The 16,568-nt window shown below is 43.5% G+C and carries 14 protein-coding genes; 8 read left to right on the forward strand and 6 right to left on the reverse strand.

Translation table 11 applies throughout. The features are described 5' to 3' along the window. Positions 1-136: 136 nt before the first annotated feature. From V6259_RS05645 to V6259_RS05665, 5 genes are all read left to right on the forward strand, one after another. Positions 137-1,360, forward strand: a complete 1,224-nt coding sequence (locus tag V6259_RS05645; protein ID WP_341583659.1) for an ABC transporter substrate-binding protein — start codon at positions 137-139, stop codon at positions 1,358-1,360. A 63-nt stretch (positions 1,361-1,423) separates the two neighbouring features. After that, positions 1,424-2,293 carry a carbohydrate ABC transporter permease gene (locus V6259_RS05650; protein ID WP_341583660.1) on the forward strand — a complete coding sequence of 290 codons (870 nt, stop codon included), beginning with the start codon at positions 1,424-1,426 and terminating at the stop codon, positions 2,291-2,293. After that, a complete protein-coding gene (locus V6259_RS05655) occupies positions 2,290-3,171 on the forward strand; it encodes a carbohydrate ABC transporter permease (protein ID WP_341583661.1) in 882 nt (293 codons plus the stop codon). Before V6259_RS05650 ends, V6259_RS05655 begins: the two co-directional genes overlap by 4 nt. Beyond that, on the forward strand, positions 3,168-3,935 hold the full coding sequence (locus tag V6259_RS05660) for an SDR family NAD(P)-dependent oxidoreductase (RefSeq protein WP_341583662.1): 768 nt from the start codon (positions 3,168-3,170) through the stop codon (positions 3,933-3,935). The genes V6259_RS05655 and V6259_RS05660 overlap by 4 nt, the downstream gene beginning before the upstream one ends. Then, positions 3,928-5,013 carry an ABC transporter ATP-binding protein gene (locus V6259_RS05665; protein ID WP_341583663.1) on the forward strand — a complete coding sequence of 362 codons (1,086 nt, stop codon included), beginning with the start codon at positions 3,928-3,930 and terminating at the stop codon, positions 5,011-5,013. The genes V6259_RS05660 and V6259_RS05665 overlap by 8 nt, the downstream gene beginning before the upstream one ends. A 53-nt stretch (positions 5,014-5,066) precedes the next feature. Here the strand turns inward: V6259_RS05665 and V6259_RS05670 are convergent, their stop codons facing one another. Continuing rightward, positions 5,067-5,921 (reverse strand): SMP-30/gluconolactonase/LRE family protein, encoded by an 855-nt coding sequence (locus tag V6259_RS05670; RefSeq protein WP_341583665.1) that lies wholly within the window; start codon positions 5,919-5,921, stop codon positions 5,067-5,069. A 100-nt stretch (positions 5,922-6,021) separates the two neighbouring features. Here V6259_RS05670 and V6259_RS05675 point away from each other — a divergent pair, with 100 nt between their 5' ends. Next, complete coding sequence (locus tag V6259_RS05675) at positions 6,022-6,732, forward strand: GntR family transcriptional regulator (protein WP_341583666.1); 711 nt, start codon at positions 6,022-6,024, stop codon at positions 6,730-6,732. 314 nt (positions 6,733-7,046) lie between these two features. Here V6259_RS05675 and V6259_RS05680 read toward each other — a convergent pair whose 3' ends face one another. Next, positions 7,047-7,253 (reverse strand): sulfatase-like hydrolase/transferase, encoded by a 207-nt coding sequence (locus V6259_RS05680; RefSeq protein ID WP_341583667.1) that lies wholly within the window; start codon positions 7,251-7,253, stop codon positions 7,047-7,049. A 149-nt stretch (positions 7,254-7,402) separates the two neighbouring features. Here V6259_RS05680 and V6259_RS05685 point away from each other — a divergent pair, with 149 nt between their 5' ends. Beyond that, complete coding sequence (locus V6259_RS05685; protein WP_341583668.1) at positions 7,403-8,617, forward strand: mandelate racemase/muconate lactonizing enzyme family protein; 1,215 nt, start codon at positions 7,403-7,405, stop codon at positions 8,615-8,617. 289 nt (positions 8,618-8,906) lie between these two features. On the opposite strand, the gene V6259_RS05690 is transcribed toward V6259_RS05685, so the two are convergent. After that, positions 8,907-12,050: an efflux RND transporter permease subunit gene (locus V6259_RS05690; protein ID WP_341583669.1), complete on the reverse strand. Its 3,144-nt coding sequence runs from the start codon at positions 12,048-12,050 to the stop codon at positions 8,907-8,909. Positions 12,051-12,062: 12 nt separating this feature from the next. Beyond that, a complete protein-coding gene (locus tag V6259_RS05695; RefSeq protein WP_341583670.1) occupies positions 12,063-13,250 on the reverse strand; it encodes an efflux RND transporter periplasmic adaptor subunit in 1,188 nt (395 codons plus the stop codon). 93 nt (positions 13,251-13,343) lie between these two features. Here V6259_RS05695 and V6259_RS05700 point away from each other — a divergent pair, with 93 nt between their 5' ends. Next, positions 13,344-13,913 carry a TetR/AcrR family transcriptional regulator gene (locus V6259_RS05700; RefSeq protein ID WP_133012637.1) on the forward strand — a complete coding sequence of 190 codons (570 nt, stop codon included), beginning with the start codon at positions 13,344-13,346 and terminating at the stop codon, positions 13,911-13,913. A 29-nt stretch (positions 13,914-13,942) separates the two neighbouring features. On the opposite strand, the gene V6259_RS05705 is transcribed toward V6259_RS05700, so the two are convergent. After that, positions 13,943-14,824 (reverse strand): DMT family transporter, encoded by an 882-nt coding sequence (locus V6259_RS05705; RefSeq protein ID WP_341583671.1) that lies wholly within the window; start codon positions 14,822-14,824, stop codon positions 13,943-13,945. A 204-nt stretch (positions 14,825-15,028) separates the two neighbouring features. Continuing rightward, positions 15,029-16,354, reverse strand: coding sequence for a Na+/H+ antiporter NhaC family protein (locus V6259_RS05710; protein ID WP_341583673.1), 1,326 nt, complete (start codon positions 16,352-16,354; stop codon positions 15,029-15,031). Positions 16,355-16,568 lie beyond the last annotated feature (214 nt).

Genomic DNA, 16,568 nt, shown 5'->3' on the forward strand with positions numbered 1-16,568 from the left:
AAAATAATGTATTATTTTTCAATTTAATTATGTACACCCTTGTATGCATAATATAGGATTTGATTTGACCTAATTATGTACCGCTTTAAATACATAATGTACGATTTGGTGTAATTTAATTGAGGGGTGATCAATAATGAAACGCACTATATCCACAGCCATCTTTCTTACGCTCTGTTTAACGACAACGGCGCAAGCTCAGGTTGTTTTAGATGTCGTCGCTTGGAAAGGTAACGACGCAGAACCTGCAGGACTTCCCGAACTAATTAAAAAATTTGAAACAGAAAACCCTGACATCGATGTCGAGTTAACCTATGTTGCACGAAAAGACGTAGATAAAGTTATTCCGCCACGCTTACAAGGCGGCAACCCTCCTGATGTAACCATGGTCGATAGCTCCTTAGTTGATCTGTGGGGAGGCGCCGGCCTTCTCTCTGACCTCGGCACCAACAACAGCTGGTATAAACAAATGCTTCCGTCGGTTCGCAACATTATGACAAAAGATGGAAAGATCATGGTGATGCCACTTGAAATTATCGGTATGGGTAATTTCGTCAATATGGACCTGCTCGCCAAAGCCGGCATTAACAAGGCACCTGTTACACTGGACGAATTGAAAACAGCCTGTACAGCACTTGCAGCCAAAGGCATTTCTCCAATGATCTTCTCTGGTGGCTTCTCTGCCATGTTGTACGTAGGTGCAAACGGTCTCGATCCAAAAGGAATCCCTGCCGGAGATTATGGTTCAGGTAAGCGTAAATTTGTTGGTGATAAAAATTTCAACGCCGCTCTTGATGGTGTTCGCGACCTAGTAAAAGCAAAATGCTTCGATCCTAAACTACAAGCAGGCCTTGATCCTTGGGCAACTGCACCACAAGAATTTCGCGCAGGTAAGGTAGCGATTTTGCCACAAGGCGCATGGAATATAGGTAGTTTTTCAGCAGTTAAAGGTCTTAATTACCAGTTCGCTCCTATGCCTTCAGCTTTCACTAAGCACGGTTTAGCACTTGATCTTATCGGTCCTGGTTGGTCAATTCCGAAAAATGCCAAGCACGCCGATGCAGCGGCTAAATGGGTAAATTTCTTTACTAAGGAAGAAAACCTAAACGTGTTCCTTAAAGTTGAAGGTGCTTATAGCCCCTATACTAATGAAAAGAGCAATATGCCTGAGCTTGCAACGCTTTACACTCAAGCACGTAACAAGGGTAGCCTGATTATATGGCCATTCTCTAGTTTGGAGTTTCCAAAGCCTCTGCAATCTGAGTGGGAAGACAGCCTAACAGGATTCCTCCTTAACTTAGACGCTCCAAACAAGAAAACACTACAACGTTGGGACGAAACGATCGAAGACGACTTCTGACCTCAAGTCCCAGCGCATTAGTGCTGGGTTTTTAACCCTTGATTCTTGGAGAAAACAATAACAATGTCTACAAGATTTTCTTTATATTTATTTACAATACCAGCTCTTTTAGTGCTCGGTGTTTTTTTCATTCATCCAATCTTTCTAACCCTGGATATGAGTTTCACTCACTTCCAAGGTATAGGTGAGGCCAAAGAAGTCGGCTGGAGGAACTACGAGCGTATTTTTTCAAGAGATCGTTACCTAAGAGAGTTATGGATAACCCTCTGGTACACAGTAGTAGTAGTGACGTCTCTAACCATAACCGGACTGTTTTTCGCCGCAGTCCTACATAGAATGCCTTCGATTAGAAACTTCAGTCGTGCCGCGTTATACACTCCTGCGATGATGTCTTTTGTCGTGGTTGGCTACGTATGGCAGTTCCTCTACTCACCAATTAACGGCGGCATCAACACTGCTCTACGTGATATCGGCCTTGGTGCTTGGGAGCAGAACTGGTTGGGGGATCCGTCTCTTGCCTTGTACTCTGTCGCCTTCACACAAATTTGGATGTTTACTGGTTTTACTTGCGCCATTTTTCTCGCAGGGTTTGCTGGAATTCCTGAAGAAATTGGAGAAGCTGCAAAACTAGAAGGTGCCTCAACGTGGCAAATTTTTCGTGACATTGAGTTACCACTACTTGCACCCTCAATCACAGTTTCTGTGGTTTTAACAACTATTGGTACACTCCAAACATTCGAGCTGCCTTTCATCCTCACAAAAGGTGGGCCTGATGGTGCGACACGTATGCTATCCCTCGAAATTATTGACAACCTCTTCGGTCAGTACAAATTTGGTTTTGCTTCAGCGCTATCTATCGTCATGCTGATCCTTGTCCTTGCATTTGCCTTCGTACAAAACAAAATACTACGCAACCGGGAGAACGTCACATGAGCAAATCCACTATCACCCCCCCAAAGCCTAGTGCGACGTTGCCAAATTGGGATCTTATCCGATTGCGTGGAAAGTCAGCTATTGCGCACGGCTTAGTATTACTAATTGTGTTCATCATGCTACTTCCTTTGATTTACATGGTGATGATGTCTTTCAAAACAACAACTGAGATCGCGCAAAACCCATTAGGTCTACCTTCCAGTCTTTATTGGGGCAACTACATAACAGCACTGTCATCCATGGGTTATGTACGATCAGTATTAAACTCCCTTGGCATTACCGTATCAGTAATTATCATTGTGGTATTCGCAGGGGCAATGGCAGCCTATCCACTGGCGCGCATTCAGAACAGACTTAGTCGAACAATCGTTATGATCATGGCATTAGGACTTGCTACGCCCGGTTTTGTAACGATCACTCCTATCTACGTCATCTTCCGTGACATTGGCCTTTTGGATAGCTACTTTGGGGTGATACTCGCCTTTGCTGCGCTGAAACTGCCTTTAGCCGTGTTCTTTTACACCAGCTTTATCGCCGCAATACCGATCGAGCTGGAAGAAGCCGCCCGACTTGATGGCTGTACTAATTGGCAAGTCTTCTGGCATGTTATTCGACCACTTCTTGCCCCAGTGACAGCAACCCTATCACTATTCGTCATGATTATGGTCTGGAATGATCTCATCTACCCGTTATTACTTTTAACAGATAAGGACAAGCTAACCGTAATGATCGCAGTATATAAATTTGTAGGAAACACAGGTATCGATCCGACAAAATTATTCCCAGCTGCCGTACTCGGATCATTACCACTACTACTCATGTTTGCTGTTTTCCAACGCAAAATCATGGCTGGAGCAACAGCAGGAGGCGTAAAATGACGCTGTCAGGGAAGCACATTTTTGTGACTGGCGCTGGTGCAGGCATCGGACTTGGAATCGCCCGACAATGTAGAGAAGCGGGAGCCGACGTTACTGGTATTGATATACACACTGCAGGAGAACCAAAGCTCCAAGAGATCGGCGCCCGATTTGCACAGGTAGATGTTGCAGATCTAGATGCTTTTGAAGCAGCAATTAATGAGTCATACAAACACTTTGGCCGACTTGATGGCCTTGTTAATAATGTCGGTGTGACAATTGAAGTTCCGTTTTTTGACATGACCAAAGAGCAAATGGAAACACTTTGGACAGTTAACCAGCGATCAACACTATTTGGCGCTCAGATTGCTGGACGAATCATGGCTGACGCAGGAAGCGGATCGATCGTTAATATTGCATCAAACCATGCCGATGCAACCAATTCTGGCCATGAAGGCTACTCGGGAACCAAAGGCGCTATCGTTTCCATGACGCGAGCGATGGCGTGGTCTCTTGGAACACATGGGATTCGCGTTAATTCACTATGCCCTGGCTTAACGCAAACAGAAACGGTTCTCGAGGCGATGAAAGACCCTAATAACACTGAAAAATTCCGCTCGTGGACCGCAGACAACGAGATTAACACCGTCAAAGAAATCGGCGATATAGCAGTATTTCTGCTATCTGAATCTTCGAGCGCACTGAATGGCGCCAACATTGTAGCAGATAGAGCGATGTCAACTTTACTGGGTATGGGCGATAAGAGGGAAAAACGAAATGGCTAAGCTAGAAATCAACAATGTCATCAAACGCTTTGGCAAAATTGAAGTAATCAAAGGTGTTGATCTAACCGTAGCTGATGGTGAGTTCTGTGTATTTGTTGGACCGTCAGGATGTGGCAAGTCTACACTATTACGTATGATTGCAGGCCTTGAAGCGATAAGCGACGGTAATATGACTATCGGTGATCGTGACATTACTCACACTGATGCATCGAAGCGTGGTGTATCAATGGTCTTTCAGACGTATGCGCTGTACCCACATATGACCGTGCGCGAAAATATGAGCTTCGGACTGAAGATCAGTGGCGCTGAAAAATCAGCCATCAAAGAAAAGGTAGATACCGCAGCACGCATATTAAAACTCGATGCCTTAATGGATCGAAAACCCAAAGCCCTCTCTGGCGGGCAACGTCAGCGTGTTGCCATTGGCCGTGCTATCGTAAGACAGCCAGATGTATTTCTCTTTGACGAGCCACTATCGAACCTAGATGCTGAGCTTCGTGTTGAAATGCGTGTCGAGATTGCTCGTCTACACAAAAAGCTAGGCGCCACTATGATTTATGTGACACACGATCAGGTCGAAGCAATGACGATGGCTGATAAGATCGTTGTTCTTAAAGATGGCATAATTGAACAAATCGGATCCCCCTTGAATCTTTATGAGGATCCCGACAATCTATTTGTTGCTGGCTTTATCGGCAGTCCGCGAATGAACCTCTTCAACGGGATTGTTACCGATGTTGTTGATGCTAAAACCATCGTAAGATTGCCGAGTCTTAATAATATAGAAGTCCCAATCTCAGTTGTCGCTTCAACGTCACCTGGCGATGCCGTTACCGTTGGTATACGTCCCGAACACTTTGACCCTGAAGGTGACATTCAGATTGAACTAGTCGTCGATGTTGTCGAGAATCTAGGCGGTGTATCTTATATCTATGCGGAACCTCATGAAGACGAGCTGCCAGTCATCGTCGAATGGCGTAGTAAAGAAAACCCTAAGGAAAGTGGGTCAATATCTGTTGGTATCGATGCGACTTCATTGCTGTTGTTTGATTCTCATTCCGGCAACCGCATTCGTTAAAAAGTAACGGTCAGGGCGGTCAGCTGCACCGCCCTAGACATTTTCAGAATGTACTATTGCGCAGGCCAATCTAACAAATACGGAACTTTTCCCTCCTTATCCATTGCCACTGCAAATAAACCTCCTGCCAATGGGTTAGCCACTTTCTCTGCATCACTCATACTGAATATTCCAGTCGTCACAAACAGCGTCTTCAAGTCAGCTCCTCCAAAAGCGCAATTGGTAACGATGCTACAAGGAAATTCAATTCTTTCTATAATTTTACCATCAGGCGTCATTCCAATAACCTGCCCCCGATCGCAAAGGGCAATCCAGATCGTTCCAGCAGCATCAACGCACAAGCCATCAGGCCTTTCAATAGCGCCATCAAAGCGATATAAAACTTGCCATGCCTCATATTGAAACACGTAAAGGATACCTGGTACGCTATCAACGAAATAAAGTTTCGTCCCGTCCGGACTCCAATCAATACCATTTGAAATGGTAGTATTGCTCATCATGATATCAATACCCTTGCGACCGACACGATACAAAGCTCCGGTTGCGCTTTTTGCATCTTCAGACATAGTACCGGCCAATAGTGTGCCATCAGGTGCAGCAACGATGTCATTGAGACGATTACCAGGCTTTTCCTCAGGATTAATCACAATCTCAATATCTCCGTTCACCTCGTCAACAACCCCAAGGCCTTGAGCCGTTGCAATGATCAATCGACCATCTTGATGTAAAGCAAGTGCGCTAATGAGAAATGGTAGCTGTACCCTTGTCGCTCTTTTCGATTCTGGCTCAAAACGATGCAATGTTTCTCCTGGAATATCAACCCACCAAATACAAGCTCTTGCCGCATCCCAAAGTAACCCTTCAGCGCAACCCGCTTTTGCATCATCCACACAAATTGCTTTTTTCATTACTTATAACCCGTTAAAATAATGCATTACCATAACAAAATAAGGTATTAAGGCTATTGAAACAGCTTTATATCAGCATAAAAAAACGGATAATTCTTATATGAAGAATAGTAGTTCATTTTCTCTCTCTATTGAAAAAGAAGAAACTGGTACTCCATCAGATTCAGTCTATGAGCGAATCAGACACGACATCCTCTCTGATGTTTTTAAAGCAAATTCGCGCCTGAAAGTATCTGAATTAGCTAGACTGTATGAGACCTCAACAAACCCTATTCGTGAAGCGTTGCAACAGCTTCGAGGTGAAGGTTTAGTTATTTTCGCACCTAATCAAGGTGCTCGCGTTCGCCCTATCGATATGGACTATGTTCGCAATGTGGCGGAAGTTGGTTATCTGTTAGAGCCTTATCTAATGCTCCACTTCATCGAGACCGCAAGCACTGATGATATCCGTAAACTTGAAACGATTCAGGAGCAAATTGAAGCGTTGAACTTCACTGATGTACATTTGCATACCAATCTCAACCATCAATTTCATGAATTCATGTACGAGCATCATTACAACCAAGTTGCATTCAAACTCTGGAAACAACATAGGGAAATCATTGGCTCTATCAGCGCTCGCATTCCCATTGCACTTAGCAGACGAGAAGCTATTTTAAATGAACATCGTGCTTTAATAGCGGCGATACATTCACAAGATACCGAAGGCGCGCTTAACGTTCTTAAGCTTCATATTGGCGATGCTGGACAATACCTTGTTGATCAGTTACGGATCAAGCAGGCACGAGATGCCCGCAATCGATCCAACTAAATTTTATTGAAGAAGGCCTCTCGCTACGAAATATAATTTGCGACTACTGGTCTTAATAAATCATACCTCTGGGTGTATGTGTTGCTCTGTACGATCACGACCATCAATATAACTACCGATAGACTGATGATGACCAGGCCCTGCTAGCCAATCCCCTTCGTCTTCCATCCATTATTTTTAAACCCTCCTGAATCTGGCTAAACACTGGCTCACCAGCACGATTTACACGCTTACCAGAGTCTGTTTCAAGATCATAAAGCTCTTCATTATCATGCGAACTCCAGACATATTTATAGCGTTTACCACGTACTCCTCTAAAACGGAATTGTCGCCCTTGATGGGAATAGACTACCACGTGCGGGCGTGCATAACGGCACTGTGGTAAATGCATTAGTGAATGTCGTCGCCTCGCAGGTAGATGCGCGCAGATTAGGCAGTTTTGCTGGATGAGCGGCGAGGCTTAGAGTATCCCAACGCCATTGATCAGTAACAAAAAGCTGCATATTTTTTCGGGCGTTCATTTTCAATCTCCTAACCAAATTTTAAGCGAAAAACTCAGAAATTTCTTTTAAGCGAACAGAAATCGTACATTATAATTATGGTATAGCGTACAATTACAGCATCAATCCTACAACTAAAGTGATAAAACACGTAATAGGGGAGTTCTTCAGTGCCAGAAAATCATACAGACACCAACCAAGCCCCAGTAAAGGGGTTACATAAATTGAAGTCTGCTGAAATAACGTCAATTGAAGCTATCCCTGCTAAAGTTGGCTTAAGAAATCAATTAATCATACGTATTGAAACAAGAGACGGTCTTGTTGGCTGGGGAGAGTCTGGCCTATCGACTCGAGAAAATGCTGTTGTGGCGACAGTAGACCATTACGCAAAATTCCTTATTGGTAAGGATTCACGTCAAATTGGTCGTATCTGGCAAGAGTGTTACCGAAGTCAGTACTTCGAAGGTGGCCGAGTCTTAACCGCAGCAATATCGGCAATCGACATCGCTTTATACGACCTGCTGGGTAAACGTTTAGGAGTGCCTGTTTATCAGCTGCTTGGTGGTAAACAAAGAGATACTATTCCTACCTTTGCCAGCTTTATGGCTGAGTCCATCGATCAGTCTCTTGCCAACACACAAACTCTGGTCGATGCTGGTTGGGATTGCATTCGTATTTACCCTAGCGGCTTTGATGGAGGTACAACGTTCAACCCTCGCGCTTTACTAGGCGATACAGCAAAGCACCTAATAGCTATACGTAAAGAGTTCGGGCCTAACCTTTGTATTGGTATCGACCTTCATCATCGCTACACACCCACTGAAATTGCAAGCTTTTGTAATATGATGCCTGAAGGAACGCTGGATTTTCTGGAAGAGCCTATTCGTTCCGAGAACCCAAAAGCCTATGCCACACTTAGAGAGTTAACGAACATTCCTTTTGCAGTTGGTGAGGAATTCTCTTCAAAATGGCAAGCAGCGCCATTTTTGGAGCAGGGCTTAACGCAGTTTATGCGCTTCGATGTGGCTAATGTTGGAGGATTCACCGAGGCAATGAAAATAGCCGGTTGGAGCGAACAGCACTATATTGATCTAATGCCCCATAATCCACTAGGACCAATCTGCACTGCTGCCAGCGTGCATTTGTGTGCTGCGGTACCAAACTTATCTTGGTTAGAAACACGACAATCTCCAGTCGAGAACCTTGGCTTTCACGATACCAACATATTCCCAGTCCAAGCTGAGCTGAAAGGCGCCATGTATATTGTTCCTAATGCTCCAGGCTTAGGGATAGAAGTCGATGAGGAAGCATTACGAGCTTCTGTACCCGATCAGTATGAATGCCCTCATCTAGTTAAACCAGATGGCTCAGTAACAAACTGGTAAAACCAAACTGGCATTTGAGATCTAGAAGAAATATTCTACTTTTGCTCGGATGCTCGTTTTGACGCATGCCGTTCAGATCAATTATTTTTTTCTAGGGTGCTTGCTCCAAGTCTATATTTGTCCCGGTATTTCAACAACCAACCTCTTTGTATCGATAAAAAACTTTCTTTCCAAACAAACGTACCCGTGCGTATCCAAGGCTTGCTGTAATTTTTTTAAACAATCACGCCAACACAAAGAAGGAGCCTTAAGGCCCCTTCTATAAATAACCAATCAATTTAATCGTTAATTAATGTTGATCTGAGGATTCAGCTACCTCCGAAACGTCTGTTAATTCACCCTTTCTTTTTGAAAAAACACGACGAACCAAAACGAAAAACAATGGTACGAAGAAAATAGCCAGAATAGTAGCCGTTAAGGTACCACCAACAATACCCGAACCAATTGATACTCGACTGTTCGCACCTGCTCCAGAAGAGACAGCCAACGGTAAGGTACCGACAATAAAGGCCATGGACGTCATAATGATGGGACGCAAACGCAAACGAGCACCCTCTTTTGCTGCCTCCCAAACTGTCGCACCACGCATATAAGCCGCCTCAGCAAACTCAACAATCAATATGGCATTTTTGGACGATAACCCTATTGTTGTTAGCAACGCGACCTGAAAGTAAACATCATTTTCCAGTCCTCTAAAGTGCGCAGCAAGCACGGCACCGATTACACCTAAAGGTATAACCAAGATCACAGAGAACGGTACCGTCCAACTTTCATACAGAGCAGCCAAACATAGGAATACAACCAGAATAGAGATGCTATACAAAGCCAGTGATTGACCACTCGATTGCTGCTCTTGGAAGGACAAACCACTCCATGACCCTGACGTTCCCGGCAATTGACTCGCGATTTTTTGAATTTCATCCATCGCTTGTCCAGAACTCACACCTGGCGAACCACTACCTTGAATCTCATAGGAAGCAAGACCATTAAATCGTGACAAACTTTTCGCACCGTACGTCCATTGTGAGGTAGAGAAAGCAGAGAAGGGTGTCATTGTGTTATCAGCACCACGGACATACCAACTATTTAGATCGTCAGGTGAAGAACGGTATTTAGCATCGCCTTCAACATAAACCTTTTTCACTCGACCACGATCAATAAAGTCATTCACATAACTCCCCGCCCAGGCGGAGCTTAATGTTGCACTAATATCAGCAAGTGATAACCCAAGTGCAGAAGCTTTATCTTTATCTACATCAATATACAGTTGTGGCGCTTCAGATTGACCACCTAGACGAACGCCTGATAATAGCTTACTAGCATTCCCGTCTTGCAGTAATTTATCTCGCATTTTCAACAAAGTAGCGCGATCAGTATTGCCCGACGCCTGTAATTGAAAAGTGAAACCGTTGCTTTGTCCAAGGCCTCGAATCGAAGGAGGTAACAAAGAAAAGATTCGCGCATCACGAATTTTACCTAATGCAGCATACGAACGACCAACAATAGCGCTGGCACTATCTGCAGGATTCTGACGCTCAGACCAATCTTTCAAAGCAACAAAAGCAAGACCTGCATTTTGCCCCGTTCCCATGAAGTTGAATCCAGAAATAGTAAAGACGTGTTTCACATCTTTTTTCTCTGTCACCATGAAGTGATGCTCAACATCGCGCATCACTACGTTAGTACGATTCAGTGACGCGCCTTCTGGTAAGGACACCATGACTATTACATAACCTTGGTCTTCAACTGGTAAAAAGCCCGTCGGCATTTTAGCCATCAAAAAGCCTAGACCAGCAACAAGAATTGCATAAGCAATCATCCAACGAACTGGACGATTAATAAGACGCCCTACGTGGTGTGTGTATGAATTTGTCACTCGGTCAAAGTTGCGGTTAAAGAACCCTGCTAACCCTTTGGTACTAGCGGAGTGCTTAGGCTTCAGCAAACTTGCACATAGAGCAGGTGTTAACGTTAAAGCCACTAGCACAGACAGAGCCATTGACGACACTATCGTAATAGAGAACTGACGATAAATAACCCCTGTCGAACCACTAAAGAAAGCCATTGGAAGAAATACGGCCGCCAATACGATCGCAATACCAATTAGTGCACTGGTAATTTCTTTCATCGACTTAATCGTCGCTTCCTTGGGCGAGAGTCCATCCTCTTCCATCACCCTCTCTACGTTTTCCACGACCACAATGGCATCATCCACCAGCAATCCGATCGAGAGCACCATACCGAACATCGTCAGTACGTTTATCGAATAGCCAAATAGATTTAAAACACCAAATGTCCCCAATAGAACAACAGGAACCGCGATCGCAGGAATAAGAGTTGCGCGCCAATTTTGCAGGAACACAAACATGATGATAACAACAAGAACTATGGCTTCAAATAAGGTCTTAACAACCTCTTCAATAGAGTCCTCGATGAAGGTTGTGGTATCTACTGGATAAGCCAGCTTGTAGCCTGCAGGAAGTGTGTCTTCAAGATCACTCATCACCTTCTTAACACCTTCTGAAGTAGAAAGTGCATTCGCTCCAGGCGACAACATAACAGCAATACCTGAGGCAGGATGGCCGTCTAGACGAGGAATAAAGTTATAAGATTCGCTTCCTATCTCAACTTTAGCAACGTCTTTCAAGCGCACGGTTGCACCTGTTGATTGATGCGTTAGGATGATGTTTTGAAACTCTTTAACCGTCTGCATTTTAGATTGTGCAGTTACCGTAACATTTAGCTCTTGCCCACTGACTGAAGGGCGACTACCAATATTACCACCAGCAATCTGTGTATTCTGAGCTTTAATTGCGCTAACAATATCGCTTGGCATCAACTTATAAGAAGCCAATTTTAAAGGATCCAGCCAAACTCTCATCGCATACTGAGAGCCAAATACTTGAATATCACCAACACCATTTGCTCGAGAAACAGGGTCTTGAACAGTCGATGCTAAATAGTCAGATATGTCGCTTGCAGTATGCTTGTCTGTTTGGTCATAAATCGCTACAACCATTAAGAAATCAGAGTTCGCCTTCCTGACAGTCACGCCATTATCTTGCACCGATTGAGGCAAACGAGAGATAACTTCCTGAACTTTATTTTGCACTTGCACTTGTGCAATATCAGCATCCGTACCTTGCTTGAAGGTGACGGTAATTTTGGTAGTACCATTAGAATCACTAGAGGAAGAAAAGTATAACAAGCCATCTAGACCTGTTAGCTTTTCCTCAATCACTTGCGTAACACTGTTTTCTACCGCTTGCGCAGACGCTCCGCTGTACTTTGTTGAGATATTAATTGAAGGTGGTGCGACGTTAGGATACTGAGCAACTGGGAGCGTCATGATAGACGCTATCCCTGCCAGCATTATCACAATAGAAATTACCCAAGCAAAAACAGGGCGATTGACGAAAAAACGAGCCAACATAGACAGTTACCCTTAATTTGAAGACGATGTTTCTGAAGTGTTCATTTCTTTCATCGTGTCTGTTTTAGTATCAAACTGAAGCTGTGTGACAGATACCATACTACCCGGACGAATTTTAGAAGAACCTTCAACAATCACCTTGTCACCTTCTTTTAGTCCAGAAGTAACAAGCCATTGATTCCCAATAGCTCGACTTGTTTTCAATTGATGCTCTTCAACTTTGCCTTCTTTATTGACCACATAAGCAATAGGAAGACCTTTAACGTCGCGTAACACTCCTTGCTGTGGCACGAGCAAAGCAGCACTGTCTACGGCCTCATTCACCTCACCGCGAACAAACATGCCCGGCAGCAACTTATTATCTGGATTAGGGAATTCAGCGCGAAGCGTGACACTACCGGTAGATTCATCTACATTCAATTCTCGCGTTTTGAGAATGCCTTGATGGCCATAAGTAGAACCATCTTCTAATATCAACGATACTTTCCCATCGCCCTCTGTGATATTTGGCGTGGTTAGCAAATTACGCTGTTTAAGCTGATCTAGACTGGTTTGAGATAAATCCACATAGACAGGGTTCAAGGAACGTACTGTGGTCAAAGCATTTGCCTGACTTGCCGTAACCAAAGCCCCTACCGTGACTTTAGAAATACCGATACGTCCCGCTATTGGAGAACGTATTTTTGTATAATCCAAGTTGATTTTAGCGCTCTCTACAGAGGCTTCCGCTTTTTTCTTGCCAGCAGCCGCTTCTAAATAGGTAGCGTAAACATTGTCCAGATCCGATTGAGAAACATTGTTTTGTTTACGCAATGCTTTATAACGATCATAGGTCAACTGCGCAGACTTAAGACTGGCTTTTGCCGAATCTAAACCCGCTTGCGCTTGGTTATAAGTAGATACGTAAGTTGAATCATCTAATTGGTAAAGAGGCTCACCCTCTTTCACATCCTGCCCTTCTTTAAAGAGGCGTTTTTTAATAATCCCGCTCACTTGAGGGCGAATTTCGGCAACAAGACTCGATGCTGCTCTACCAGGTAACTCTGTAGTAAGCACCACTTTTTGAGGTTTAATAACAACAACACCAACAGCCACTTTTGGCGCTGGAGCAGAAGCTGAAGCAGTAGGTGCCTGCTTCTCACAGCCAGCAAGAAGCATGATCAAAATTACGCCTGAGGCATATTTGAATTTAGACAACATCGAGGATTTATCCTTTAAGTACATTGAGAATGATCGTTCATTATCACTATAATCGAACACAAGAAACCGTTATACCAACAAAAGTGCAAATAAATGAGAACTAACTGCATCCAGAAAAATATGGAATATCGCCAGCGCATTATTGATGCACTGAAAAAACACGCTATCGAAAAAGGCTTCCATAAAGCCAGCATGAATGAAATTGCAAAATCTGCTGAGCTCAGTGTTGGCCAGATCTACCGCTATTTTGCACACAAAGATGACATTATTTGTGCCGTGGTTGAACAAACTACATTGCGCCATATCGAGTGCATGTCTAACTTCTTGAATAAAGACAATTGGCTTGCTCGTCATTTCTCGGAAAACGATCGAGAACAGCACGACATATTCATCATCAATATGGAAGTCCAAGCCGAAGCCGCTCGCAATAGCGTCATTGCAGATATATGCCATAAATCACATCAAGAATTACAAGGCAAAGCGGTTGATATCATGCAAGAACGATACCCAAATATGAGCAAAGAAGAAATTATTGCTCGCATCGAAATGCTCGTCACAATAGCTGAAGGGCTTTTCGTAAGATGGGACTATCAAAAACGCCCTTTTTCGAAAGTCACTATTGAACTCTACGACACTATACTAGAGAACATCTTACCTGATTAGAAAAGGATCCACATACAAGATATAACTTTTTAAGATGGCGTAAAAATCGCCCTAATCTGTGTCCATCGGCTGATTAACATCGCAAGAAAAATCAAACCACAGCCCACAAACTGAAATAATGACATGGCCTCAGAAAACCAAAGCGCAGCAAAAAAAGCAGTCCAAACAGGCTCAAGATTCATGATTACTGCTGCATGACTCGTAGGCGTTAGACTTTGCCCATAGGTTTGTAATAAAAAACGCAAACTCGTGGCAATCAAAGTGCTTGCTAAAAACCATCCAGCAACACCGATTGATACACTCACTGGCAAGCTTTCAGTAAATAGAGATAAGGCAAGCAAAAAAGCGCCTGCTACCATCAGCTGAATTGCCGTCAGAACCAAAACGTGAATACGCGTAGAGAGTTTAGAAAGTAGATTAAACTGCAAAGCAAATGTTAAGGCTGACCCTAGAAACAACAGCTGCGCGACTTCGTAACTCACACCATTGCCTAATGCCAAAAAACCCAACCCTAATATAGCGACAGGCAGAGCAACCCAAATGCTTTTTGGGGGATGATCTTTGAAAATAAACCGACCAAATACTGGTACTAACACCACACCTAAACTAGTGATAAAGGCTCCTACGCCTAAATTAGACGCCTTATCCAGTCCACTAATCCAGAACGCCATGGCGACCCCCATCACCACACCAACAAGTATCGCCTTTTTGACATCATGCCAAGCTAAACCACTAAAAAAGCGACGCCCTGCCAGAACTAAAACAAAGCCTGCAATTAAAAAGCGCGCGCCCATGAAAAAAAGCGGAGGCAACCCCGCCAATGCTTCTTTAGAAAAAATCCAACCTAATCCAGCTAAGACAGTGACAGATACCAATATTAATTCGGCTTTTAAGTGCGTTCCTTGTTTCAATTTAAGTCCTTTATGGCTAATTTTTAGCGATCAAAATCTATGCTTTGACTTACCTCATCAGCAGTCATTTTCTTTAGAGCAAAAGCATAACGAATAACGATACACCTATACATCCCCCTTCCCTTCAAATAAACAATAAAAAGCCCACTTTGAAAAATACACAAAGTGGGCTGTTAAACCTGTAATGCTCCAGTTATGAGTGTATTACTTTGCCAATTTCGCTCCAACTTTAGGCCAACGGAATAAAATAGACAGCAATGCAAAAACGCCTAATAACCAACTGTATTGCACATACCCCACCAATGACAAAGGAGACACCTTAGCCAATGAAGAAGCCAATAGAATTTGTGCGCCGTATGGTAAAACACCTTGCGTCACACATGAAAATATATCCAATAAACTAGCACTACGGCGAGGGTCTACGTTATAACGAGTGGAAATATCTTTTGCCACCGAACCATTAATCAAAATGGATACCGTATTATTAGCCGTGCATAAGTTAGTTAATGCTACAGAAGCACTAATACTCAACTCACCAGCCCGAGTCGAACCCGGTTTCGCACCAAAAAAGTGACTGATTTTTTCAATGGCAGAAACCAGCCAATCTAATCCACCTTGGGCTTTCATCAAAGCACCTAGACCACCAATGAACAAAGACAGGATTAAGATTTCTTGCATGCTGCTATAGCCGGAGTAAATATCTTTTGACCAGGTTGCAAGCGTATAACCGTCTTGCATCGTCAAACCAATACCACCCGCTAGAATAATGCCACTAAACAAAACCAGCATGACATTTACGCCGGCCACGGCCAAACCTAACACCGCAACATAAGGCAAAACTCGAATCAAATCATAATCAAGTGGACCGGTAATTTGAGCAGAACTGCTTTGAAAATACAGCCAAAGCAATGTCAAAATAGCGGCCGGCAACGCAATCTTAAAATTCATTTTGAATTTATCGCGCATATCACAGCCCTGAGTACGGGTCGCTGCAATAGTAGTATCAGAAATAATCGACAAGTTATCACCAAACATAGCACCACCAATCACAGTACCGACAGTGAGTAGCATAGGTAAGTCCGCCGTTTCTGCTACACCAATAGCAATTGGAGCAATGGCTGCAATGGTCCCCATGGACGTTCCCATAGACGTCGCAACAAAGGCTGCAATAACGAAAATACCAGGCAATACCAACGATGGCGGAACAACACTCAAACCAAAGTTCACCGTCGCATCAACACCGCCGACGGCTTTCGCAACACTGGCAAAAGCACCCGCCAGCAAATAAATCAAAACCATGGTGGTAATCGTGTTATCTCCAACACCATTAATAAATGTTTCTATGCGTTTATTAAGAACACCTTTACCTAACAAAATAGCGAGCGCAATCGCAGGTAAAATGGCGACGGGCGCCGAAATTTGATAAAAAGCATAATCTACATCATGCGATTGATACCAAAGGCCGCTACCAACGAAAAGCACGAGAAAAAGCACTAGAGGCAAAAGCGCTAGTGGGGTTTTAGAAGTCATAATGTCTGTTGTTTCCAGATTAGATAATGTCCTCACAGCATTGACCGTGAGGTTAAGATTAGAAAGGCGGCGATGATAATGAATATTGTTACAAGAGGCCAATAACCATTTGTACTTTATTTGCTACAAAACATTATAACTGGCAGCAAATAAGCATAAGATTTTTATGATAAATAGTTATTAAAAGCTTGGGGAGCAATAACCTTATCGCTAA

The organism is Marinomonas sp. TI.3.20, from assembly GCF_038155025.1.
Taxonomy (GTDB): Bacteria; Pseudomonadota; Gammaproteobacteria; order Pseudomonadales; family Marinomonadaceae; genus Marinomonas; species Marinomonas flavescens.